The sequence below is a fragment of the Microcystis wesenbergii NRERC-220 genome (assembly GCF_032027425.1).
GTDB lineage: Bacteria > Cyanobacteriota > Cyanobacteriia > Cyanobacteriales > Microcystaceae > Microcystis > Microcystis wesenbergii_A.
In genome coordinates this window covers 2,493,371-2,510,314 of sequence record NZ_JAVSJA010000001.1, presented here as the reverse complement: position 1 = coordinate 2,510,314, position 16,944 = coordinate 2,493,371, and the positions used below count along the sequence as shown (strand labels likewise).

The window sequence follows — 16,944 nt, the reverse complement described above, 5'->3', positions numbered from 1 at the left end:
AAGGAACCAGACTCAAAGTCCCCCTTTTTAAGGAGGGAAACAGACTCAAAGTCCCCCTTTTTAAGGGGGATTTAGGGGGATCGAACTAGCGAAGCTTATAACTAGCAACTTGGGTTAATTTAAATGCGGAACAAATTACTAAATCAAGAGGTTAACCAGTAAAAAAAAGCAAAAAATGGAAGAATTATTAGAGTTAAAAAATCTATTAATAGCTGGCAATGTTCCCGATGCCTTGATCTTGGTAGAGGAAATGACAGAAATGAGTAAGGATGATAAGCTCAATAAGATTTTTAGCTTTAGTATTATTGTCCTATTACATCTGATTAAGCAGCAAGCAGAAAAACGCAGTACCCGCTCATGGGAAACCTCTATTTCTAATTCTGTTCGACAGATTCAACGCATTAATCAACGACGTAAAACTGGAGGAAATTATCTAACATCAGAAGAATTAAAAGAAACCTTAGATGATGCTTATTCTTCCGCTTTAAGACAAGCGGCATTAGAAGCTTTTGAGGGTATATATCAACCAGAAGAAATTGAAGCTATGATCGATAAAAATAAAATTATTAATCAAGCATTGGAATTGATATTAATCGATTAAGTAACAGGTGACAGTCGGAAACAAATCAGGAGGTTTAAATGTCAGAAACAGTCGCTTAAAGATTAGCAGCCTATTTAAAAACCTTAACAGAGGAAAATTAATGATTAACTTAGAACAAATTCAACAAGATATTAACCAATTACCTGAAGAAGCACAAAACTTACTGATTGATTTTATTGAGTTATTTAAAAAACGCTATTCTTTAGCAAAAAAGCCAGAGATTGCAGCAAAAATAAACCCTCAAGCTCAAAGTACCCTAGACATTTTAAAAGAATCTGGGTTAATCGGTTGTATTAGTGCAGAATCAGACCTTTCTACTAATTATAAATCCGTTCTCAAAGAAGGATTAAAAGCTAAATATGATCATCGTTGATACTGGGTTCTGGGTGGCTTTATTTAACAATAAAGATCAATATCATCTAATAGCACAGCAAACCTTAGCACAGTATTCTTCTCAACCTCTAATTACAACTTGGTGTGTTTTAACAGAAAGTTGTCATCAGTCCGTGGTAGTTCGTAGCGAATATGTCAGATTTTTAAATATAGCGCAGGGTTCAATTAATAAATTAGAAACTTATCTTCTCCTATCTGGACGGATAGGATGAGGTGAGCAAAAAGAGATAAAATAATAGTTGATATTTTGCAAGAGTAAAGTAAAATGATTATTAGTCTGATAAAAAAACAAGAAACCTAAAATATGTTCCCTTATCCCAACCAGCAATACAAATGTTCTATTGCTTACTTATATGGATATTCAAACCCTTTTAGAATGGACAGATAAACAGGTATTAGAGAAAACTGGTAAACATCTTGATTCATTGCAAGAATCCATCTTACAGGGTATTTGGGAACATCAAGATTATGAAAAAATTGCCGAAAATAATCAGCGCAGTTATGACCATATAAAAAAAGAAGCATGGAAGTTATGGCAACTGTTATCAGATGTTTTTGAAGAAGATATAAAAAAGTCTAATGTTCGTTCTATTTTAGAAAATAAAGCTTCATCTACTATTTATCACTTTGTTAACTATCATTGTAATAATATCGGCAATAACCATATAAACATCTGTAGAGAAAATAACCCCTATTCAGAAAACAACTTAAAAAAGTCTTCAAATTTTCCAGATAATGATCATCTATACCCAATAATTAACCTAACAAAAGCTCCTGAATTAAGGTATAACTATGGACGTAAGTTAGAAATATCAACCTTAAAAGAATGGCTAGATAATAAAACTCGATTAATTACTATTTATGGGTTAAGTGGAATCGGAAAAACAGCTTTAACCCTTAAATTAATTTCAGAAGTTGCCCGACAATTTGATTATATTATTTACCGCAGTCTGGAAAATATTCCTCAATTAATCGCTCTCAAAGATGATCTAAAACAGTTTTTCAACCAATCTCTATCAACCCCCTTACCTGATATAATAGATTATCTAAGCTCCTATCGTTGTTTAATTATTCTTGATGATGTACAGAATATTTTTAAACTGGGGGAATTAGCAGGTAAATATTTAAGCGACTGTCAGGATTATCATAAATTTTTTCAGCAAATTGCTACCACATCTCATCAAAGTTGTTTGATTTTAATTAGTTGGGAACTTCCCAGAGATTTTGTCACCTTAAAATCCGATAAAATTAAAACTTTATACCTGCAAGGTTTAACGACAGAATTTGAAGAAATCTTCAAAGAATACGGTTTAAAAAATGAGGAGAAATGGACGAAACTGAGGGAAATTTATCAAGGTCATCCTAACTGGTTAAATATCATCTCCTCAACCCTTATTGAACTATTTGATGGGGAAGTATCCTTATTTTTAGAACAAATGAAAAATGAAATTTATTTAGGAGATATAGAAGACTCGATCGAATGTCATTTACAGCGTTTATCCGCAACAGAAAAAAAGGTGATACACTGGTTAGCTAATCAAACTGAAGCGGTAGAAAAGTTTCCCAAAACTGCTAGTCTTGACCTTTCTCAATCTGAATTTTGGGCAACTATTCAGTCATTAATAAGACGCTGTTTACTGGATAAATTACCATCAGAAACCTCGTCCTATTTTCCTATTAATCCTGTCTTTAAATCTTATCTTAAAAGAAATCCTAACGATTAGAAAAAATTGATATTATTCTAAATATATGTGTACCGCAACGCAGAAACCCGCCGGATCGCTTTCCAGTATATCCTATTTTCTATACACCTGATCGTGACTACCAATATCAATTAACAAGATGATAACTTCTAAATATTCTCCATCTTCCGAAAAACTAAAAATAATTCGACAATCGTAAGCTACAGTACAAGACCATAACTCTTCTAAATTACCACTTAACTTATGGGTTTTTAAAGACAGTGTAAATGGGTCTTCTGCCAGTTTTCTAAGTACATCGAAAATTTTAGGTTTTAACTGGGGATTTTTCTTGATTAGCTTCTTAAACGAACGCTTAAACCCATCACTCCATATTAGATCCATTGTTAATCCTCATTCAAATCAGCAATCAAATCTTCTACGGTTCCCCTTCTGGCCGTTCCAGTAGCGATCGCCTCTTTCAATTCCTTAAAATTAGCTAAAATTTCTCTTTCTCTTGCTTTGGCTCTATATTGACACAAAATCTCTAACAATGACTCCTGTTCATCCTCTGATAAATTCTCAAAAGATTTGATCATTTCTGGCAAAGTCATCATTTTACCTCTTAACTATTTTCCTTATATTTTAATTATTTTCCAAGATGATTTTATGGTAAACATCTGCGATCACTATCTGAATTCCCAAAGAGTTTAAATGAATTATCCTATCAGATTCATAAGCTGTAAACAACCAAAGATCGCCTTCCTTTTGAAAATGTTCAATATAACATTTTTCCTGAGAAATCAATAAATATTCCTGAAAAGTTGCAATGGTTCGATAAGCGGCAAACTTTTCTTCTCTGTCGTAATTTGCCGTTGAAGCAGACAAAACCTCAGCGATTAAAACAGGATTAATTAAAGTATCTTTGCGTCCTTCTTGATAAATAAGAGGTTCAGAAACTACCATAATATCAGGATAGGTGGCTATTTGACGCTCAGGTATCCATAAACGCTGATCGGTGACAAAAACGGCATAGGGTTGATTCTTTAGTCCAGTATATAAAGCCACTAATAAATTACTAATAATGCGATTATGAGTCGGTGTCCCTCCTGTCATAGCAATAATTTTTCCATCCAGATATTCATGACGAGTTTGGGATTGTATTTCCTGCTCAAAATATTGACTAAGAGTATATTTTCCAGTGAGAGCGGTCATAATAATGATTGTTTGAGAATAAGCATTTTGCAGCGTTTTTCATTGTTCCCCAATTCTAACAACAAAAAAGCACCCCCTTGCGGAAGTGCCTTTTCGTTCAGACTAGGAATTAACCATTGATAGCAGGAGCAGTCAGAGCCACAGGAGCCTGTTCGCCACTAGCTAAGTCTAAGGGGAAGTTGTGAGCGTTGCGCTCGTGCATTACTTCCATACCGATACCAGCGCGGTTTAACACATCGGCCCAAGTACCGATTACACGACCTTGAGAATCGAGAATCGACTGGTTGAAGTTAAAACCGTTGAGGTTGAACGCCATGGTGCTAACACCCATTGCCGTAAACCAAATACCGATTACCGGCCATGCACCTAAGAAGAAGTGCAGAGAACGGCTATTATTGAAAGAAGCGTATTGGAAGATTAAACGTCCGAAGTAACCGTGAGCGGCAACGATATTGTAGGTTTCTTCTTCTTGACCGAATTTGTAACCGTAGTTCTGAGATTCGATTTCAGTGGTTTCACGCACTAAGGAAGAAGTTACTAGAGAACCGTGCATCGCAGAGAACAAGGAACCGCCGAACACACCAGCAACACCTAACATATGGAAGGGGTGCATCAGAATGTTATGTTCTGCTTGGAACACGAACATAAAGTTGAAGGTTCCAGAGATTCCTAAAGGCATACCGTCGGAGAAAGAACCTTGTCCGATGGGATAGATTAAGAATACAGCAGTAGCGGCGGATACAGGTGCGGAGTAGGCAACACAGATCCAAGGACGCATTCCTAAACGGAAAGACAGTTCCCACTGACGACCGAGGTAGCAGAAGACACCTAGTAAGAAGTGGAAAATGACTAACTGGTAGGGACCACCGTTGTATAACCACTCATCTAAGGAAGCAGCTTCCCAGATGGGGTAGAAGTGGAGTCCAATCGCGTTGGAAGAGGGAACAACAGCACCGGAGATGATGTTGTTTCCGTAGAGTAGAGAACCAGCTACAGGCTCGCGAATACCGTCGATATCTACAGGAGGAGCGGCGATAAAGGCGATGATGAAGCAGGTGGTGGCGGTGAGCAGGGTGGGGATCATGATCACACCGAACCAACCGATATAGAGACGGTTGTTGGTGCTGGTGATCCACTGACAGAACTGCTCCCACAGGGAAGCGCTCTCGCGCTGTTGTAGAGTGGTGGTCATGGTTGGATAATTTCTGTATGTATTTAGTTGTCAAGGTTCTTTGTTTGACATGAGTTAATACTATCGTCTTTTTATAGTTATGTAAAGGGGTTTTAAGGAATTTTAACCCTATTTCTCATTATCATAGAGATAAGCCCTACTTATGAAAGCGATTGCCCTGTTGACATCCTCCCTGCCCTGAGAGACTATTCGTAAATGAACATTAAGCTGCAATCGGAGCCATCTTGGGTCTCCGTCGCTGGTTATCGGTTTAGAAATTTTTGCAGCGATTCTTGCAGGCATTGACTGCGTTAAATAAACCCTATTGCTGAGTTGCAGGGTAAAATAGAAGGCATCTCCCCCTGAGATTTAGCAGTCACTAACCCCGTCCTAAAGGTGCGGGGCAAGCCCCGCACCAATCTAGGCGACGCAAGTAGCGACTACCGCAAGAGACACAGCTTGGAACAGACTTCCGAATACTTCCCTCGTTCGGACTATCTCTAAGCCTTATTGGTAAGGCGTTGTCAGACAAGGCATCTTAGCTGTGTTGCGGGAAGGGACTTAGACAAGTTTGCTGGTTCTTGCCCTTATCGGGATTTTCAAAAACCAGCTTCCCGCAAGGGAAAACAAAGTAAAGCCGTCCTTCTAGGACGGGGTTTCAAACCCATTTTTTTCGATGAACAGAAATACTATAGAACGGCAACCGATCCTTGCAGCAGTCAGCACTCTTGCTTCCGTTGAGAGGGGTTCACGAGTCATAACCTTAAAATCGAATCAGGAGGGCGATCGAGCAAGAATTGCTTGTTAACCCCCCCTTTTTCTAACTGGTAACTGATAACGGATCACTAATAAGGAGGAGAAGAAAAGTTGTTAGAAAATGCCAAGAAAATTACGGTTATAGGTGGGGGAATTTGGGGGCAAACTCTCGCTAATTTGGCTAGACGTAATCACTTAGCCGTTCGGGTTTGGTCGCGTCATAGCGGGGAAGATTTAGGGAATGTTATAGCAGATACTGAGGTAATTATTTCAGCAGTTTCGATTAAAGGAGTTGCCCCAACAATCGAAAAATTACAGCAATTACAATTAAATTCTTGCACAATTATCGTCACCGCTACTAAAGGTTTAGACCCAATCACCACTCGTACCCCTTTTCATCTGTGGAATCAAGCGTTTCCTGATAATTCTCTTGTGGTTCTTTCCGGTCCGAATTTAGCTAAAGAAATTAATCAAGGTTTACCTGCGGCGACGGTGGTAGCAAGTTATGCTCCAAAAGCGGCAATATTGTTACAAAAATTATTATCTGGGGAATCTTTTCGGGTTTATCTTAATAGCGATCCCTTGGGGACTGAGTTAGGTGGCACTCTCAAAAATGTCATGGCGATCGCTTCTGGGGTTTGTGATGGTTTACAGTTGGGTACTAATGCCAAATCTGCCCTGTTAACTCGCGCTTTACCGGAAATAGTTCGGGTGGGAACTTGTCTAGGAGGTTGTCAAGAAACTTTCTTTGGTTTATCGGGTTTAGGGGATTTATTAGCCACCTGTAATAGTCCTTTATCTCGCAATTACCAAGTGGGTTATCAATTAGCTTTAGGTTTATCTTTGCCTGAGATTTTAGCTAAGTTAGAGGGAACTGCCGAGGGAATAAACACCACAGAAGTTTTAATGAGAATTGCCCAAAAAAAATTTTTATATGTACCGATTACCTGCCAAGTTGATCGTCTTTTGCGCGGGGAAATTTCTCCCCAAGTTGCCGTGGATGAATTAATGCGTCGGGATTTAAAAGCAGAATTTGATTAAGAGACAAGAGAAGGGTGATTTTTCAGTTATCAGTAAACACTGAACAGTAATCAGTGGGGAGTGGGGTAGGGCTATTTCATTTAAATTAAGTACAACTGATTTTGAGTCAATAAATTTGACTTAAGAGTCTCAAGTTTATCTTTCTCTAACCCTAAGAGTTGGTCATAGTAATTAATCTTTAATATTTCTCAATAAATGTTTCAGGCTCTACTCCACAAAAGCATTCTCTTTTAACATAAACAACATCAAGGGATTGCGGGGTATTGGGGTTTTAGGGTTTTGGGTTTTTAGTTGAATTTCCCCAGCGTAAGTCATGGTTTTTCTGAGTGTTTGACTTTATTTTAGATGGCGGAGTTCCGATTTCTGCTCCTGATTGCTTCGAGATATTTCCCCGAAAACTTGACAGGGACGAGATAAAGCTTAACTAAATGTTACAATAAAGGCGGACTGCCTCACCGGCCTAGGACTGGAGAAAAATCAGCGATGCTACGACTAGAGAGAATTAGTAAGATTTACCCGACGGGAGAAGTGTTAAAAGATGTCACTTGGGAAGTAAAAACTGGCGATCGCATCGGCTTGGTGGGAGTTAATGGGGCGGGAAAATCCACCCAGCTGAAAATTATTATGGGGCAAGTGGAACCTACGGCTGGGGAGATCATCCGTCCTACCAGTCTCCATATCGGCTATCTTACCCAAGAATTTGAAGTGGATCCCCGTCGGACGGTACGCGAGGAATTTTGGACGGTGTTTCAAGAAGCGAATCAAGTCCACCATCAACTAATAGAAATTCCCCAGCACATGGAAAAAGCTGATCCCGAAGAATTAGATCGCTTAATTCATCAATTGGATCGCCTACAAAGACAATTTGAAGGGTTAGATGGTTACGGATTAGAAGCGCGCATCGAGAAAATTTTACCGGAAATGGGCTTTACTATTGATGACGGCGATCGCTTGGTAAGTTCCTTTAGTGGTGGTTGGCAAATGCGGATGAGTTTAGGCAAAATTCTCCTGCAAACTCCCGATATTTTACTCCTCGATGAACCGACTAACCATTTAGACTTAGAAACCATTGAATGGTTAGAAAAATTCCTCAAGGATTTAACCACTCCCATGGTCATAGTTTCCCACGACCGGGAATTTCTTGATCGTCTCTGTACCAAAATTGTCGAAACTGAAAGGGGAGTTTCTACCACTTATTTAGGTAATTATTCCTCATACCTAGAGCAAAAATACGAACAACAATCCGCTCAGTTAAGTGCCTACGAACGTCAACAAAAAGAACTAGAAAAACAGCAAGCTTTCGTGGATCGATTCCGGGCCAGTGCCACCCGCAGCACCCAAGCAAAAAGCAGGGAAAAACAATTAGAAAAGGTAGAAAAAATTGAAGCACCAATCGCCGATGTGCGTACCTTAAAATTCCAGTTTCCTCCAGCAGTGCGTAGTGGTCGAGAAGTGGTAACTGTTAAAAATCTTGTTCACATCTACGATGATAAAATTCTCTTTTTGGGAGCAAATCTGGAAATAGAAAGGGGCGATCGAGTGGCGTTTTTAGGACCCAATGGTGCGGGAAAATCCACGCTTTTACGTTTAATTGTTGGCTTAGAAACTCCCACAGAAGGCTCGATCGAAATCGGTAAACATAACGTTATTCCTAGTTATTTTGAGCAGAACCAAGCGGAAGCTTTAGACCTAACTAAAACTGTTTTAGATACCATTCATGATGAAGTTCCCGATTGGAAAGATGTGGAAGTTCGTAGTCTTTTAGGGCGATTTTTATTCAGTGGGGAAACGGTATTAAAAAAAGTAGAATCCTTGAGTGGTGGCGAAAAAGCGCGTCTTGCTTTAGCTAAAATGTTACTTGCTCCCGCTAACTTATTAATTCTCGATGAACCCACTAATCACCTCGATATTCCCGCCAAGGAAATGTTAGAATCGGCTTTAAAAGTTTATGAAGGCACGGTTTTAATTGTTTCTCATGATCGTTATTTTATCTCCCAGGTAGCTAACAAAATTGTCGAGATTCGGGATGGCGAATTAATTGCCTACGCGGGAGATTATCACTATTATCTAGAAAAACTAGACGAAGAAAAACAAAAAGCCGAACAAAAACGCATTGAAGCAGAAAAAGCGGCCAAAGCTGCCGCTAAACGGGCTAAACAAAAGGCCAAAAAAGGTTAGAATGTAAAGTACCACCCTATCCACGATTATCTATCAATTAATTAATCTTATGGCAGCTATAAAAGTAGGCGATCGAGTTCCCAATTTTTCTCTCCCTTCCCAAACAGGGGCAACGGTTAATATCGGCGATTTAATCGGTAAAAAATCCCTGGTAATTTATTTCTATCCCAAAGATGATACTCCGGGTTGTACCGCAGAATCCTGCGCTTTCCGCGATAGTTACGAAGTGTTTACCGATGCGGGTGCGGAAGTTATTGGTATTAGTGGCGATAGTCCCCAATCTCATCAACAATTTGCCCAAAAATATAATCTTCCCTTCACCCTTTTAAGTGATACCGATAACCGAGTCCGGAAATTATTCGGTGTTCCCTCTACCTTATTCGTTCTCCCTGGACGAGTTACCTATATCATTGATAAAGAGGGAATCGTCAGACATATTTTTGATTCTATGTTAGATTTTAAAGCTCACGTTACCGAATCTTTGAACACAATTAAATCTTTTTAGGTTGACGAGAATGGCTCTGGCCACCACAATAAAAGAAATTGCAACCCTCAGCGTGGAAAGCTGGTCAGCTTTTACAACTATGTCGCCAGAATCTTGATAATAATCAATGGGAGAAAGTCAAGGAGATGCACCCATCTTGATCGCTGATAATCAAGATTATTTCCTAACTTTTAACTGCCGACATCTGCCGCATTTCTAGATACACTAATAAAGCGTTAATATCGGCGGGATTGACTCCGCCAATTCGCGAGGCTTGGCCGATGGTGGCGGGTTTAATTTTTGTTAATTTTTCCCGCGATTCCATTGACAAAGTTTCGATTTTCATGTAGTCAATATCGGGGGATAAATGACGGTTACTGTGGCGACTAATTTGGTCGATTTGATTTTGTTGTCGCTTCAAATAACCGGAATATTTAATCTCAATTTCTACCCCTTCTCTTTCGGCTAAATTTAAATCGGGATTACCTAAACCATAGCGATCGAGATCGAGATAATGGAAGCTAGGACGACGCAGTAAATCAGCTAAAGAGAGAGAACCTTTAATTTTTTGTTCCGTATCCTTAACGATGGCAATTGCCACCTGATCCCGTTCTTTAATTCTCGTTTCGTGTAGGCGTTCTTTTTCAGCGATAATATTAGCTTGTTTGCTCTGGAATAATTGCCAACGCCGGTCATCAATTAAACCAATTTCTCGTCCTAAAGGTGTTAATCTTTGATCGGCATTATCCGATCGCAATACTAAGCGATATTCGGAACGACTGGTTAACATTCGATAGGGTTCCCGCAGATCCTTGGTACACAAATCATCGACCAAAGTTCCTAGATAACTTTCCTCCCGGGTAAAAACAATTAACTCTTTTCCTAAAGCAAACCGCGCCGCATTAATCCCCGCCACCAGTCCCTGGGCTGCCGCTTCTTCATAACCGGTTGTCCCGTTAATTTGTCCCGCACAAAATAACCCCTCAATCTTCTTCGTCATCAGGGTTGGATAACACTGAGTTGCCGGTAAATAATCGTATTCCACTGCATAGGCAGCCCGCAACATCACACAGTTTTCTAAACCGGGTAAAGTCCGCAGCATTGCTAATTGAACATTTTCCGGCAGTCCCGTTGAAAAGCCTTGGATATAAAGTTCGGGAATATCGCGCCCTTCCGGTTCGATAAAAATTTGATGACTTTCTTTATCGGCAAAACGGACGATTTTATCCTCAATACTAGGACAATAACGCGGCCCTTTGGAGTCAATAAAACCGCCATAAATGGGGGATAAATGTAAATTATCTCTGATTAATTGATGAGTTGCCGCCGTGGTGCGGGTGAGGTGACAGTTCATTTGTTCCCGTTCGATCCAGACATCGGGATCAAAACTAAACCAACGTACCTCGTCATCGGGCGGTTGCGGTTCCATACGGGAGTAATCCACCGAACGCTTATCCACACGGGCAGGAGTGCCAGTTTTTAGGCGACCGGTCTCGAATCCGAGACGATTTAGGGTTTCTGTTAAACCCACCGCCGCAAATTCCCCCGCCCGTCCAGCTGCCATAGACTTGCCGCCAATCCAGATTTTGCCGCCTAAAAAAGTGCCAGTGGTTAAAATGACGGCTTTAGCGGCGAAACAAGTGCCGAAATAGGTTTCTACCCCTAAAACTTGCTCATTTGCCCCTAAAATCAGGTCTGTGGCCATGCCTTCCCGAATAACCAGATTGGCTTGGGTTTCGACGATACCTTTCATCACCGCCGCGTATTCCCGTTTATCGGTTTGGGCGCGTAGGGCCCAGACTGCCGGTCCGCGAGAGGCATTAAGAACCCGTTTTTGCAGATAGGTGCGGTCGGCCATTTTGCCAATTTCGCCGCCTAAAGCGTCCACTTCGTGGGTTAATTGGGATTTAGCCGGACCACCGACGGCGGGGTTACAGGGTTGCCAAGCGATTTTATCGAGATTAAGGGTGAGGAGAAGGGTACGACAACCGAGACGGGCGCAAGCTAGGGCCGCTTCACAGCCGGAATGGCCCGCCCCGACGACGATGACATCAAATTCATCTTGAAAGTCTGCGGCTGAGGAGAAAGTCATACTCGATCGAGGGGAAAATTAATTAATCAGGCTAATATTCTAGCAATTTTTCTGAGTTTTCCCCCCAATATAATACAAGAATACTAACTAAGTCATTGACTAACACCAAAGCGATCGCATAAATCTAAAAACAATCTGTATAATCCCTATTTACCCTTGCCTTTTCAGGGCATTACTGGCTAAGTATTATAGGTGCTTATCATATTTTCACGATCGTTTAAAGATTATAATCATGGATTTACTTGCCAATCCCGTTGCTTTGTCGCGGATACAATTCGCCATCACCGCTATTTTCCATATGCTTTGGCCGGTGTTAACCACTGGTATGGGCATTTATCTAGTCATTGTCGAAGGATTATGGCTAAAAACCCGCAATCCTGACTACTATCATCACGCTCGCTTCTGGGCAAAACTCTACATTCTCAATTTCGGCATTGGAGTTGCTTCTGGTTTACCCATGGCTTTTCAGTTTGGCATGAATTGGGCGCCTTTTTCGGAAGCGGTGGGGGACTTTTTCGGAACTATCCTCGGTTTCGAGGGAACCATGGCCTTTATGCTAGAGGCTAGTTTTCTAGGAATTATGCTGTTTGGTTGGGGACGAGTTCCCCCGTTAATTCACTTCCTAGCGACAATTCTCGTCGCTTTCGGGGCTAATCTTTCCACTTTCTGGATTTTAACCGCTAATTCTTGGCTGCAAACCCCCGCCGGCGGCATCTTCGTGGATGGTAAATTTATCGTTCAGGATTACCTACAAGCGATTCTCAATCCCTTCATGGTTAATAGTTTCCTGCATATGTTTTTCGCTACTCTGGAAACTTCTCTTTTCGTCATTGGTGGTATTAGTGCTTGGTATTTGCTCAATAAACGTCACATTAGCTTTTTTAGTCGTTCTCTCAAAATTGTTCTTACTCTAGCGATTGTTATCGCCCCCTTGCAAATTTTTGTCGGTCATCTTAGTGCCGAACAAGTGTATCACTATCAACCGGCTAAATTAGCCGCCATGGAAGCGCAATGGGAAACCATTCCTGCGGGAGAAACTGCCGGTTGGAGTTTGGTTGCTTTACCCAAGGATAAAGCGGAGACAAATAGCTGGGAAGTGAAGATTCCTAATGCTTTGGGTTATCTTTTGGAGTTAAAACCCAAGTTATCGGAACCTGTTCTCGGCTTAAAAACGTGGAAATACGAAGACAGACCGCACATGGTGGGGCTAATCTATTATTCCTTCCGGATTATGGTCGCTATCGGTCTTTTTCTTGCTTCTTTAATGACTGTAACTGTCGGGCAATGGCTGCGCGGTCAACTGAGTAACGAAAAAATCGACAGTCAAAAATGGTTACTGCGCGCTTGGGTTTTTGCGGCCCCTCTGGGTTATCTTGCGGTTGAAACCGGTTGGATTGTCCGTTGTGTCGGTCGTCAACCCTGGACGGTTTACAATCAAATCCGGACAGTGGATGCTGCTTCTAAACTGCCCGCAGGCGAGATTTTAACCTCTTTAATCGGAATTACGGCGATTTATGTCGTTTTCTTGGTTTCTGCTCTCTATTTCGGTAGTCTTATTATCCGTCAGGGACCCAATCTTAACTTACCACTGCCGGGGACTCAACAGGAAAAAGTGACCTCACCAGAACTAAATCCTCGTTCCCTAGAAGCGCAACAATAGGAGGAACTATGGAACCGTTACAGTATTTTTTGCCACAAATTTGGTTTTTTATTCTGGGTTTATTCCTGTTTCTCTACGTCCTCCTCGATGGTTTTGACTTGGGGGTGGGAATTCTTTCCCTGACTTCCTCCTCCGAGAAGCGTCGCAGTATTTTAATGACCAGTTTGGGCAATGTTTGGGATGCTAACGAAACTTGGATTGTCTTGATGGGTGGTTCCCTGTTTGGGGCGTTTCCCCTAGCTTACGGGACAATTTTAAACGCTTTATACCTACCAGCAGTGATTATGGTGGTGGGGCTGTTATTTCGGGCTGTTTCCTTCGAGTTTCGTGAACATTCTCGTCGCAAGTTGTTCTGGAATTATGCCTTCGGACTCGGCAGTTTTTTGGCCGCTTTGGGGCAAGGATTCGCCCTCGGTGCGGTTTTTGAGGGCATTAAAGTGGATGAATTGGGTCATTTTGCCGGCGGCCCCTTTGATTGGTTAACATGGCGATCGATTCTAGTGTCTCTAACTTTAATCCAAGCTTATGTTTTAGTGGGTTCCACTTACCTAATTCTGAAAACTACAGGTAATTTACAGGAAGTTCACTATAAAACGGCAAAAATTGCCGCTATTACCACTTTTATCGGTGCTATCTTTATCACCATCAGTACGCCGCTGCTTTCTGACCATATCCGTCAGCGTTTATTTGACCCTCGACTAATTTACATTTTTATCCTCATCCCGATTTTAGCTGTGGTGTTACTGGGTTTGTTACTGCGGAGTTTGCAACTAAAGGAAGAAAACACCCCGATGGTCTGGACAGTATTGCTGTTTATGCTCTCTTTTATCGGTTTGGGATTGTTGATTTTTCCCGATATTATTCCCCCGTCCGTGACAATTTATCAAGCGGCAGCCGCCCCTAGTTCTTTGGTGTTTATGCTGACTTTTGTGGGGTTTTTAATCCCAATTTTACTGGCCTATACGGTTTATAATTACATCGTTTTTCGGGGTAAAATTACTGCTGAATCCTACGGAGAATAGATGACGTTGCCGATTTCAGATATAGCGGGTTTCAGTTGAATGAGGTACAGCATGGATGACTAGGTAGGCTCTTTAAAAGGGGTATCGCAATAGCAACAATGGGTAAACCAGTGATGGATGTCTCGCAATGTAATCTGACTAAAGGCTTGAACGATCGCTTTTTCTAGATCAGCATAGGTACGAGGTGACATAGAACGAATCAGTATTTTCACTTTCGACCAACAGTTTTCAATGGGAGAAAAATCGGGAGAATAGGGAGGTAAAAACTCCAGTCTAGCACCGACTTCTTGAAGAATTGGTTCGAGGGTTTCTTTTTGATGAATCGAAGCATTATCCATTAATACACAAGCTCCTTTCCACAAGTTTGGAACTAATAATGTAGCAATAAATGCTTCAAATATTAAACCATTTGCGGCTCCAAATACATTGATAAAAGCCAGCAAGCCTTTGAGCGCTATCGCTCCAATTATCGTGACGTTTTTTCCTCGGTTTAACGGAACTGAATCATACACTCTCTGACCTTTTTCAGCCCTGCCATAAAGTCTTGTCATCCCTAGATTAGAGCCAGACTCGTCAACGAAAACCAAATCTTCCGCTCTAACATCTCGGATTTTCTCCCAATATTCTTCTCTTAATTTTTGCACTCTTTCCGTGTCTCTTTCCCTAGGGTGTAAGCTTTTTTTTTTGAGTTAAATTTAGCCGTTTTAAAATTCTACTGATTGTTGAGTTACTCACCACCGTCTGTGTTTTTTCCTCAATTTGTTTTCTTAACTCGTCTAAGGTGGCATCTTTCTTTTCTTGGACTAAATCGCCCAGCAAGATAATTTCGTCGCTCTTAAGCTTGAGTTTTTGTCCTCCACCATGCGGTCGGGGATTTAGATTTCCTGTTTCACGCCACTGCTTGATTAGTTTCTGGATAAAGCTTAAAGCTACTCTAAATCTTTTGGCTAACTCACGTTGTGAGAGGTTATTCTCCTCGTAGGTCTCGATGATCTTTTGTCGCAAGTCTAAAGAATAGGGCTTCATCGGGTCGTGGCTCCTGCCTAGGTCTATAATTTATTGTCCTCTTCTATTGTACCTCATGCAAGTGCATACCGCTATATCAATCTTCTTTGGTGGGATTTTTAAAACCTAGACCCAAACTAACGGGTGCAATTGGTACTGGTTTGTACCAGATCACCGCAGTTTTGATATTGGTAATCCCGTGTTTTTCCTGTAACAAAAGGGAGTTTTTTGGGAGAGTGATTCCCGAATCGACTTCAGGAATAACTCTTCCCATTGACGTAATAATCGCGGGTTCCCTTCGCATCTAGGGCTTCACCGAGACGAGTAATGGCCTGGGCGTAGGCGGCGTTACGCAGAGACGTATCGAACTCCTGGGCGAAAGACCAGACTTTTTCGGCTTCTGTCACCATTCTTTCTTTTAAGCGCTCATTTATCTCGTTTAATTGCCAATAAAGACCGCTGCGATTTTGCACCCATTCAAAATAACTCACCGTTACCCCACCGGCGTTAACCAGAATATCGGGGAAAACCAGAATCCCTTTTGAGTCTAAAATGCGATCGGCTTCTGAGGTAGTTGGACCATTGGCCACTTCAAAGATATATTTTGCCCGCACGCGATCGGCATTTTCGGCGGTAATTTGGTTTTCTAGGGCAGCTGGAATCAAAATATCCACATCTAGGGCTAATAATTCTTCATTACTAATCGCCTCGTGTTCCACGATATTACACACGGTACCCTCACAGTAAATAGCAGTAATGCCGCGATGTTCCTGTTTATACTGACGAATGCTGGCAATATCTAGCCCTTTTTCCCGATAAATGCCGCCCTGGGAATCACTTACCGCCACCACTTGATAACCGGCTTTGGCGAGGAGATCCGCCACTACGGCCCCGGCGTTACCGAACCCTTGGACGGCCACGGTAGTATTAGCCGGTTTTTTGTCTAATTTCGGCAAAAGAGAATGAATAACATGAAAAGCACCCGTTCCCGTCGCCGTATCGCGACCACGACTGCCTCCCATGGTTAAAGGTTTCCCCGTCACCACCGCCGGACTAATTTTACGCTGAATAATGCTGTACTGGTCCATCATCCAACCCATGATCATCTCGTTGGTATAGACATCGGGGGCAAGAATATCCACATCCGGACCGATAAAGTCGGCTATACCCTCGATATAGCCCCGGCTAAGGCGTTCTAACTCGGCTTTTGACAATTCTTTCGGATTGAGGGTAATACCGCCCTTAGCCCCACCAAAGGGCAAATCCAGCAGGGCGCATTTAAAGGTCATCCAAAAGGCTAGGGACTGTACCTCATCAATGCTGACGTTGGGATGATAGCGCACACCTCCCTTGCCAGGGCCGCGGGTGTCATCGTAGCGGACGCGGTAGCCTTGGAAGATTCTTAAAGTGCCGTTGTCCATACGGACGGGTATGGAGACGCTGAGACTAGCTTTGGGATATTTTAACCGCTCGATCGCATCATCGGAAATGGAGACATACTTAAGGGCCCGTTCTAGGCGACTGCTGGCATCGGTAAAGAGTGATTTCGACATGATTTTTTTCCCCCTATCTATCCCCATTAGAACATGGAAAAACAGTATATTTCACTACAGTTTATTTTTCTTAATTAGGAAGTTTCTCATAAAG

Annotated in this window: 16 protein-coding genes and 2 pseudogenes; 9 read left to right on the top strand and 9 right to left on the bottom strand. The window is 41.7% G+C overall.

Features of this window, described 5'->3' with window-relative positions; all coding sequences use genetic code 11:
* Positions 1–175: 175 nt before the first annotated feature.
* The 4 genes and pseudogenes from RAM70_RS12355 to RAM70_RS12340 all read left to right on the top strand — a co-directional run bounded on the left by RAM70_RS12355 (position 176) and on the right by RAM70_RS12340 (position 2,718).
* Positions 176–601, top strand: coding sequence for a DUF29 family protein (locus RAM70_RS12355; protein ID WP_287998965.1), 426 nt, complete (start codon positions 176–178; stop codon positions 599–601).
* A gap of 100 nt (positions 602–701) precedes the next feature.
* On the top strand, positions 702–974 hold the full coding sequence (locus tag RAM70_RS12350; RefSeq protein WP_287998967.1) for a DUF2281 domain-containing protein: 273 nt from the start codon (positions 702–704) through the stop codon (positions 972–974).
* Positions 961–1,101: pseudogene (locus RAM70_RS12345) on the top strand (type II toxin-antitoxin system VapC family toxin); the annotation flags it as partial. The gene RAM70_RS12350 and the pseudogene RAM70_RS12345, both read left to right, overlap by 14 nt.
* Positions 1,102–1,347: 246 nt before the next feature.
* Positions 1,348–2,718, top strand: coding sequence for a helix-turn-helix domain-containing protein (locus RAM70_RS12340; RefSeq protein WP_312673948.1), 1,371 nt, complete (start codon positions 1,348–1,350; stop codon positions 2,716–2,718).
* Between the two features lie 72 nt (positions 2,719–2,790).
* On the opposite strand, the gene RAM70_RS12335 is transcribed toward RAM70_RS12340, so the two are convergent.
* The 4 genes from RAM70_RS12335 to psbA all read right to left on the bottom strand — a co-directional run bounded on the left by RAM70_RS12335 (position 2,791) and on the right by psbA (position 5,080).
* Complete coding sequence (locus RAM70_RS12335; RefSeq protein WP_002764204.1) at positions 2,791–3,078, bottom strand: type II toxin-antitoxin system RelE/ParE family toxin; 288 nt, start codon at positions 3,076–3,078, stop codon at positions 2,791–2,793.
* Between the two features lie 2 nt (positions 3,079–3,080).
* Positions 3,081–3,287 carry a hypothetical protein gene (locus tag RAM70_RS12330; RefSeq protein WP_190381541.1) on the bottom strand — a complete coding sequence of 69 codons (207 nt, stop codon included), beginning with the start codon at positions 3,285–3,287 and terminating at the stop codon, positions 3,081–3,083.
* A gap of 31 nt (positions 3,288–3,318) precedes the next feature.
* Positions 3,319–3,888: a Uma2 family endonuclease gene (locus RAM70_RS12325; protein WP_190381540.1), complete on the bottom strand. Its 570-nt coding sequence runs from the start codon at positions 3,886–3,888 to the stop codon at positions 3,319–3,321.
* Between the two features lie 109 nt (positions 3,889–3,997).
* On the bottom strand, positions 3,998–5,080 hold the full coding sequence (psbA, locus tag RAM70_RS12320) for a photosystem II q(b) protein (RefSeq protein WP_045358920.1): 1,083 nt from the start codon (positions 5,078–5,080) through the stop codon (positions 3,998–4,000).
* An 846-nt stretch (positions 5,081–5,926) separates the two neighbouring features.
* Between psbA and RAM70_RS12315 the strand changes: the two genes are divergently transcribed.
* The 3 genes from RAM70_RS12315 (at position 5,927) to RAM70_RS12305 (ending at position 9,539) form a co-directional block, all read left to right on the top strand.
* Entirely contained in the window at positions 5,927–6,856 is a 930-nt protein-coding gene (locus RAM70_RS12315) for an NAD(P)H-dependent glycerol-3-phosphate dehydrogenase (RefSeq protein WP_312673946.1), read from the top strand.
* A 483-nt stretch (positions 6,857–7,339) separates the two neighbouring features.
* A complete protein-coding gene (locus RAM70_RS12310; protein WP_045356036.1) occupies positions 7,340–9,034 on the top strand; it encodes an ABC-F family ATP-binding cassette domain-containing protein in 1,695 nt (564 codons plus the stop codon).
* 49 nt (positions 9,035–9,083) lie between these two features.
* On the top strand, positions 9,084–9,539 hold the full coding sequence (locus tag RAM70_RS12305; protein WP_045356034.1) for a peroxiredoxin: 456 nt from the start codon (positions 9,084–9,086) through the stop codon (positions 9,537–9,539).
* A gap of 163 nt (positions 9,540–9,702) precedes the next feature.
* Here the strand turns inward: RAM70_RS12305 and mnmG are convergent, their stop codons facing one another.
* Positions 9,703–11,610 (bottom strand): tRNA uridine-5-carboxymethylaminomethyl(34) synthesis enzyme MnmG, encoded by a 1,908-nt coding sequence (mnmG, locus tag RAM70_RS12300; RefSeq protein ID WP_045356032.1) that lies wholly within the window; start codon positions 11,608–11,610, stop codon positions 9,703–9,705.
* Positions 11,611–11,842: 232 nt separating this feature from the next.
* Here mnmG and RAM70_RS12295 point away from each other — a divergent pair, with 232 nt between their 5' ends.
* The gene (locus tag RAM70_RS12295; protein WP_045356030.1) at positions 11,843–13,270 is read left to right on the top strand and encodes a cytochrome ubiquinol oxidase subunit I; all 1,428 of its coding nucleotides are present in this window, start codon (positions 11,843–11,845) and stop codon (positions 13,268–13,270) included.
* 8 nt (positions 13,271–13,278) lie between these two features.
* A complete protein-coding gene (gene cydB / locus RAM70_RS12290; RefSeq protein ID WP_002792975.1) occupies positions 13,279–14,292 on the top strand; it encodes a cytochrome d ubiquinol oxidase subunit II in 1,014 nt (337 codons plus the stop codon).
* A gap of 59 nt (positions 14,293–14,351) precedes the next feature.
* Here cydB and RAM70_RS12285 read toward each other — a convergent pair whose 3' ends face one another.
* The 4 genes and pseudogenes from RAM70_RS12285 to RAM70_RS12270 form a co-directional block, all read right to left on the bottom strand.
* On the bottom strand, positions 14,352–14,936 hold the full coding sequence (locus RAM70_RS12285; protein WP_002759745.1) for an IS630 family transposase: 585 nt from the start codon (positions 14,934–14,936) through the stop codon (positions 14,352–14,354).
* Positions 14,937–14,955: 19 nt separating this feature from the next.
* Positions 14,956–15,318: a helix-turn-helix domain-containing protein gene (locus tag RAM70_RS12280; protein WP_312672182.1), complete on the bottom strand. Its 363-nt coding sequence runs from the start codon at positions 15,316–15,318 to the stop codon at positions 14,956–14,958.
* Between the two features lie 139 nt (positions 15,319–15,457).
* Positions 15,458–15,550 (bottom strand): annotated as a pseudogene (locus tag RAM70_RS12275) (phosphoribosyltransferase); the annotation flags it as partial.
* A gap of 1 nt (position 15,551) precedes the next feature.
* A complete protein-coding gene (locus RAM70_RS12270; protein WP_312673938.1) occupies positions 15,552–16,850 on the bottom strand; it encodes a Glu/Leu/Phe/Val family dehydrogenase in 1,299 nt (432 codons plus the stop codon).
* Between the last annotated feature and the right edge of the window lie 94 nt (positions 16,851–16,944).

Excerpts from the sequence above, each read along its gene's own strand:
- RAM70_RS12335 (WP_002764204.1), bottom strand. The coding sequence starts at position 3,078 with ATGGATCTAATATGGAGTGATGGGTTTAAGCGTTCGTTTAAGAAGCTA.
- RAM70_RS12350 (WP_287998967.1), top strand. The coding sequence starts at position 702 with ATGATTAACTTAGAACAAATTCAACAAGATATTAACCAATTACCTGAA.
- mnmG (WP_045356032.1), bottom strand. The coding sequence starts at position 11,610 with ATGACTTTCTCCTCAGCCGCAGACTTTCAAGATGAATTTGATGTCATC.
- psbA (WP_045358920.1), bottom strand. The coding sequence starts at position 5,080 with ATGACCACCACTCTACAACAGCGCGAGAGCGCTTCCCTGTGGGAGCAG.
- RAM70_RS12355 (WP_287998965.1), top strand. The coding sequence starts at position 176 with ATGGAAGAATTATTAGAGTTAAAAAATCTATTAATAGCTGGCAATGTT.
- RAM70_RS12280 (WP_312672182.1), bottom strand. The coding sequence starts at position 15,318 with ATGAAGCCCTATTCTTTAGACTTGCGACAAAAGATCATCGAGACCTAC.
- RAM70_RS12305 (WP_045356034.1), top strand. The coding sequence starts at position 9,084 with ATGGCAGCTATAAAAGTAGGCGATCGAGTTCCCAATTTTTCTCTCCCT.
- RAM70_RS12325 (WP_190381540.1), bottom strand. The coding sequence starts at position 3,888 with ATGACCGCTCTCACTGGAAAATATACTCTTAGTCAATATTTTGAGCAG.
- cydB (WP_002792975.1), top strand. The coding sequence starts at position 13,279 with ATGGAACCGTTACAGTATTTTTTGCCACAAATTTGGTTTTTTATTCTG.
- RAM70_RS12340 (WP_312673948.1), top strand. The coding sequence starts at position 1,348 with ATGGATATTCAAACCCTTTTAGAATGGACAGATAAACAGGTATTAGAG.
- RAM70_RS12330 (WP_190381541.1), bottom strand. The coding sequence starts at position 3,287 with ATGACTTTGCCAGAAATGATCAAATCTTTTGAGAATTTATCAGAGGAT.
- RAM70_RS12295 (WP_045356030.1), top strand. The coding sequence starts at position 11,843 with ATGGATTTACTTGCCAATCCCGTTGCTTTGTCGCGGATACAATTCGCC.
- RAM70_RS12310 (WP_045356036.1), top strand. The coding sequence starts at position 7,340 with ATGCTACGACTAGAGAGAATTAGTAAGATTTACCCGACGGGAGAAGTG.
- RAM70_RS12270 (WP_312673938.1), bottom strand. The coding sequence starts at position 16,850 with ATGTCGAAATCACTCTTTACCGATGCCAGCAGTCGCCTAGAACGGGCC.